This is a genomic window from Brachybacterium halotolerans, from assembly GCF_016623465.1.
Taxonomy (GTDB): domain Bacteria; phylum Actinomycetota; class Actinomycetes; order Actinomycetales; family Dermabacteraceae; genus Brachybacterium; species Brachybacterium halotolerans.
Map to the genome: position 1 here is coordinate 1 of NZ_JAEDAJ010000023.1, position 5,361 is coordinate 5,361.

Below are 5,361 nucleotides of genomic sequence, written 5' to 3' on the forward strand. Positions count from 1 at the left end.
TCGCCGCCTCAGCCCGCAGCCGCGAGCCCCGTCGTCCCGTGGGGATCGATGACGAACTTCTTCGCGGCTCCCTTGTCGAACTCGGCGTAGCCGCGCGGGGCGTCGTCGAGCGAGATGACGGTGGCGTTCACGGCATCGGCGATGTGCACGCGGTCGTGCAGGATCGCCTCCATGAGCTGGCGGTGGTAGCGCATGACGGGGCACTGCCCGGTCATGAACCCGAGTGCCTTCGCCCAGCCCAGGCCGAGGCGCAGGGAGAGCGAGCCCTCCTTGGCCGCCTCGTCCACGCCGCCGGGGTCGCCGGTGACGTAGAGCCCGGGGATGCCGAGGGCGCCGCCGGCCTTGGTGACGTCCATGAGCGTGTTGAGCACGGTCGCGGGTGCCTCCTTCGCGTCGTGCCCGTGGCCCTTGGCCTCGAAGCCCACGGCGTCGACGCCGCAGTCGACCTCCTCACGGCCGAGGATGCTGGCGATCTGCTCGCGGGGGTCCTGCTCGGCGACGTTGATCGTCTCGCAGCCGAAGGCGCGGGCTGCCGCCAGGCGGTCCTCCTGCATGTCGGCGACGATGACGACGGCCGCCCCGAGGAGCTGCGCGCCGACGGCGGCGGCCAGGCCCACCGGCCCCGCGCCTGCGATGTACACCGAGCTGCCGGGTCCGACGCCCGCGGTGACGGCTCCGTGGTAGCCGGTCGGGAAGATGTCCGAGAGCATGGTCAGGTCCAGGATCTTCTCGAGGGCCTGGTCCTTGTCGGGGAACGTCAGCAGGTTCCAGTCGGCGTAGGGCACGAGCACGTACTCGGCCTGCCCTCCCACCCAGCCGCCCATGTCGACGTACCCGTAGGCGCTGCCGGGGCGGTCGGGATTCACGTTCAGGCAGATCTCGGTGCGTCCGATCTTGCAGTTCACGCATCGCCCGCAGGAGATGTTGAACGGCACCGAGACCAGGTCGCCGGTCTTGATGAACTCGACGCCGGGGCCCACGTCGATCACCTCGCCGGTGATCTCGTGGCCCAGCACCAGCCCCTCGGGGGCGGTGGTGCGGCCGCGGACCATGTGCTGGTCCGAGCCGCAGATGTTGGTGGTGACGACCTTCAGGATCGCCCCGTGGGGCAGCTTCCGGCCGATGTTCGCGGGGTTCACCCCCGGCCCGTCCTTGAGCTCGTAGCCGGGGTAGTCGATGTCGACGACCTCGACCTTCCCGGCTCCCTTGTACGCGACTGCCCGATTGCTCGACATGGTGGCCTCCTCGGCTCCCCAGCGACGCGTCCGACCTCGTTGTCCCGCGCCCTGCCTCATGGTGGGCACGCGCATCGAGCGTGGTCAAGAGGCGGCGGGTCCCGTCAGCCCACTCCCTGCGCATCGGTGTCCGGATCCCGCTGGCACCGCCTCCGCCGCTGCCGGATCATGGGCCCATGCCCGATCCCTCGGCCGCGCATCCCCCGGCGCCCTCCTCCGCACCCGACCCGGCGCTCTCCCCGGCACCGCCCCGCCCCGCGCATCCCGCCCTGCCGTGGCTCGCGGCCCTGCTGGTGATGATCATGTGGGCGTCCTCGTTCGTCGTGATCCGGGCCGGCGGCGCGGACTTCTCCCCCGGTGCGATGTCGCTGCTGCGCAGCGCATCCGCCGCCGTCGTGCTGCTCCCTCTCGCCCTCATCGGCCGCGTGCGCATGCCGCGGAGTCCGCGGCTCTGGCTGGGCGTGATCGGGTGGGGCGTCGCCTGGTTCGCCGCGTACACCATCGTGCTGAGCGCGGCGGAGCTTCTCATCGACGCGGCGACGGCCGCGATGCTGGTCAACGTCGCGCCGCTCATCGTCGCCGTAGCCTCGGGACTGCTGCTGGGCGAGGGCCTGCCCGTGCGTCTGGTGGCGGGGATCCTGGTGGCCTTCGGAGGCGTCGCCCTGATCACGGTGGCCACCTCGAGCAAGCGGGTCTCCGGAGCCGGGCTGCTGCTGGGGCTGCTGGCCGCCCTGCTGTACGCCGGCAGCGTCCTGGCGCAGAAGACGCTGCTCCTCCATGTCGACTCGACCTCGATGACGGTGGTGGGCATCGTCGCCGGGTTCCTCGCCTGCCTCCCGTTCGCACCGGCGCTGATCGGGGAGCTCGCGGAGGCGTCGGCCGCCTCGATCGTCACGGTGGTCTACATGGGCGTCTTCCCCACGGCGTGCGCGTTCCTGCTGTGGGGGTACGCGCTGACCAGCACCCCGGCCGGGGTGCTCAGCTCCTCCTCGCTCATCGTCCCGGGGATCACGGTGGCGATGGCCTGGATCGTGCTCGGCGAGACCCCGCCGCCACTGGCCGCGCTCGGCGGTCTGCTCTGCCTGGTCGGCGCCGGCTCCGCCGTGGCGCCGAGCGTCCTCGCCGCCCTCCGTCGGCCCTCCGGACCCGCGACCTGATCGGGAGCTCGGCGGGTCGGGTGCGGCGCTAGGCCACGACCTCGCCGTCCTCGACGACCTCGGCGCCGTGCCCGCCCGTGGCCCGCAGGTGCCACAGCCACAGCACGGTCCCGGCGCAGACGAACGCCAGCGCGGTCGCCGCAAGGGTGACCAGGGAGCCCGTCACCAGCGGTGCCACGACCCCCGCGAGCAGCGCGTTGAGCACGAGCGAGGAGAAGGTGCCCAGCGAAGCGGCGGCGCCGCGGGCGTGCGGGAAGAGGTCCATGATCTCGAGCTGGATGGGCGCGAAGATCAGGGACACGGTGAAGCCGATCAGCATGGGGCCGACGAGCACGGGGATGAGTGCGGGCGAGATCGTGCCGTTGGGCGCGGGGGCGAGCGCCACGAGCAGCAGGTTCAGGGCGGTCGCGCCGAGCGTCGCCAGGTAACCGATGGTGATCATGCGCGTGCGCGGAAGGCGGCCGGCGAGTCGACCGACGGCCTGGGCGCCGGTGAACATGCCGATGATCAGCGGCACGAACAGCACCCAGAAGTCCTGTTCGCCGAGCCCCAGCAGGCGCACCACGATGATCTGCGCCGATGCGATGAACAGGAACTGGGCGGCGAAGCCGAAGGCCGTGGCGAAGGCGATGCGGACCATGAGGGCCGAGGCGCCCACGTGCACGAGCGAGCCGAGCAGGGAGCCGATCCTCAGCGGTGAGCGCCGCTCGGGCGGGAGCGTCTCGGGCAGCAGGATCGTGAGCACGATCGCGAGCAGCCCGTAGATCCCGATCCCGCCGAACACCCAGCGCCAGTCCCCGAGCAGCAGGAGCCAGCCGCCGATCACCGGGGCGAGCGCGGGCGCGATCGAGAAGATGGCCATGACCTGCGCCATCAGTCGCTGCGCCTGAGCGCCGGAATAGAGGTCGCGCACCATGACGCGGGAGATGATCGTCGCCGCGCCGGCGCTCATGCCCTGCAGGACCCGCAGCAGCACGAGGCTGCCGAAGGAGGGGGCGAGCACGCAGGCGAACATCGCGAGCACGTAGATCGTGAGGCCCGCGAGCATGACGCGCCGGCGACCCAGCGCGTCGGACAGCGGGCCGTGGAAGATCGACATCACCGCGAACGCCGCGAGGTAGGCGGAGACCAGCTGCTGCAGCGCGCCCTCGGACTCGCCGAACTCGGCGCCGATGCGGGTGAAGGCGGGGAAGACGGAGTCGATCGTGAACGGGCCGATCATCGTGATCGCCGCGATCGCGACGGTGATGAAGCCACGGGGCCGACGGTTGCGCTCCGAGGCGGTGCGGGGGTCCGGCACTGCTGCCTCGGGGGACGACGTCATCACCCCTCCAGCTTAGTTGGCATGCTCCGCGCGAGCCGCTCACCATCCTTCCCGGCGAGCAGCCCCGCGTCGTCCTCGGTGGGCGGCGTCGACTGCTGGCCGGTCTGCCCGCGGCGCGAGGAGCGCACCAGCGCCGGGTCAGCTCCGCTGGTGGCGAGCGATGATCGTCATGAAGTCGTCGCTGTCCACGTCGAGCATGCTCCCGTCGCCAGAGGATTCGAGCAGTTCGTCGGCGATCGCCTCGACGTCGAAGTCGTTCGCATCGCTGCTGCTCGGACCGTCCTCCCGCTGGGTGATGGTGTCCTTGATGATGACTTTCAGCTGCTCCCGGTCCACCGGTGCTCCTTCGTCGAGGGCTTCTGGTCCCGTGCCGCATCCGAGGATGGCGCCGGACGCGTCATGGCCCGTTCTGCTGCTCAGTGCTCTGGGCCGCTGGATCGCCTGGCGACCGTCGACCGTCGACCGGCAGGAGTACGAGTAGTGCCGCTCAGAGTTCCGTGGTGTCGGTCCCACCCGGCGCCCGCCCCTTGGTGACCATCGCCTTCACCATGTGGGCTGCGCCGGCGATCCGACCGCCCGGCAGGCCCCAGAACTGCGCGGAGTCGGTCCTGACGAGCAGCAGCCCCAGATTCGGATCACCCGGACCCGCGGGGAAGTAGCCCTCGGCGGAGTCGTTCCACAGCTCCTGGACCTTCCCACGATCGTCCACGAATTCTGCATGCCCTGCCACCGACAGCCATGAACCGGCGGCCGCGATCGAGATGTTCACTGCGCTGTCCCCGGAGAGAGCGCCCGCCTGATCTCCCTCGAGACCGACGAAGAACCACACGTCCGCGTCATCGGTGACACCCTGGATGGTCATCGGATGGGACACCAGCTTGTCCCCGCCGACGGCGGTCGTCAGCATGACGACGCCGGTGTCCCGCAACTTCGCGGCGACATCGTGGCGAGTGAGATCCTGCGTGTTCGATTCGTTGTCCGTGCTGTTCATGCTCGTCTCCTTCATCAGATGCGATGGACTCGCTGCTGGGATCCTGACCACGCTGGGATCCTGACCACCCGCGCACGGGGCTCGCGCGGCGTCACGCGGTGTCAGAGGTCCTCGAACTTCCTTCTTCCCACCCAATCGCGCCCGGCGTCGCCGCCCCAGGCATCCCACGCGACGCGCCCGGGCGTCGGGTATCCCTCTTCGCCTCTCCGGAAGCCCTGCGCCTCGGCGTCATGCCGGTGGCGCGAGAAGTATCGCTTCATCTTCCCGACCTGCTCCTCGCTCACGCATTCGCGAGCTGCGAGCTGGCGAGCGCGGTGGTCACCCGTGTTCGTGAAGCCTTTCCCCGCTCTTCCATCGGAGATCCACTGGACTGCTCTCCGAGCGGCTCGGGCGACATTTCGAGGGGGCACGTGCGCGTGCATCGGTGTTCTCCTCCTTGGCTGTCCTCGGGACCCACCGAGCCGCGATCGACTCGTTGGCTGGTTTCGATCGATGACCAGCTCCGTGAGCAGTGTCAGGAGGCCGGCGTGCGGGTCTCGGCGCTGATGAACCAGGCCTGCTGCTCGAGCTTCTCGATGATGCCGTGCAGAATGTCGGCAGAGGTCGGGTCGGCCTCATCGACCTCGTCATGGACGTAGCGCATGCTGCCCACGG

The 5,361-nt window shown here is 70.2% G+C and carries 6 protein-coding genes and 1 pseudogene; 1 reads left to right on the top strand and 6 read right to left on the bottom strand.

All coding sequences use genetic code 11. The annotated features are described in order from the left end of the window. Window positions 1-8 precede the first annotated feature (8 nt). On the bottom strand, window positions 9-1,235 hold the full coding sequence (gene fdhA / locus I8D64_RS16965) for a formaldehyde dehydrogenase, glutathione-independent (RefSeq protein ID WP_200503950.1): 1,227 nt from the start codon (window positions 1,233-1,235) through the stop codon (window positions 9-11). A 176-nt stretch (window positions 1,236-1,411) separates the two neighbouring features. On the opposite strand from fdhA, the gene I8D64_RS16970 reads away from it, so the two are divergent. Next, the gene (locus I8D64_RS16970; protein ID WP_200503951.1) at window positions 1,412-2,392 is read left to right on the top strand and encodes a DMT family transporter; all 981 of its coding nucleotides are present in this window, start codon (window positions 1,412-1,414) and stop codon (window positions 2,390-2,392) included. 28 nt (window positions 2,393-2,420) lie between these two features. On the opposite strand, the gene I8D64_RS16975 is transcribed toward I8D64_RS16970, so the two are convergent. From I8D64_RS16975 to I8D64_RS17530, 5 genes and pseudogenes are all read right to left on the bottom strand, one after another. Further along, on the bottom strand, window positions 2,421-3,716 hold the full coding sequence (locus tag I8D64_RS16975) for an MFS transporter (protein WP_200503952.1): 1,296 nt from the start codon (window positions 3,714-3,716) through the stop codon (window positions 2,421-2,423). 138 nt (window positions 3,717-3,854) lie between these two features. Next, window positions 3,855-4,052 carry a hypothetical protein gene (locus tag I8D64_RS16980; protein WP_200503953.1) on the bottom strand — a complete coding sequence of 66 codons (198 nt, stop codon included), beginning with the start codon at window positions 4,050-4,052 and terminating at the stop codon, window positions 3,855-3,857. A gap of 151 nt (window positions 4,053-4,203) precedes the next feature. Next, window positions 4,204-4,707, bottom strand: coding sequence for a pyridoxamine 5'-phosphate oxidase family protein (locus tag I8D64_RS16985; RefSeq protein WP_200503954.1), 504 nt, complete (start codon window positions 4,705-4,707; stop codon window positions 4,204-4,206). Window positions 4,708-4,808: 101 nt separating this feature from the next. Continuing rightward, entirely contained in the window at window positions 4,809-4,991 is a 183-nt protein-coding gene (locus tag I8D64_RS16990) for a hypothetical protein (protein ID WP_200503955.1), read from the bottom strand. Window positions 4,992-5,221: 230 nt separating this feature from the next. Further along, a pseudogene (locus I8D64_RS17530) lies at window positions 5,222-5,361 on the bottom strand (DNA starvation/stationary phase protection protein); the annotation flags it as partial.

Coding starts and splice junctions, on each gene's coding strand:
- fdhA (WP_200503950.1), bottom strand. CDS start 1,235: ATGTCGAGCAATCGGGCAGTCGCGTACAAGGGAGCCGGGAAGGTCGAG.
- I8D64_RS16970 (WP_200503951.1), top strand. CDS start 1,412: ATGCCCGATCCCTCGGCCGCGCATCCCCCGGCGCCCTCCTCCGCACCC.
- I8D64_RS16975 (WP_200503952.1), bottom strand. CDS start 3,716: ATGACGTCGTCCCCCGAGGCAGCAGTGCCGGACCCCCGCACCGCCTCG.
- I8D64_RS16985 (WP_200503954.1), bottom strand. CDS start 4,707: ATGAACAGCACGGACAACGAATCGAACACGCAGGATCTCACTCGCCAC.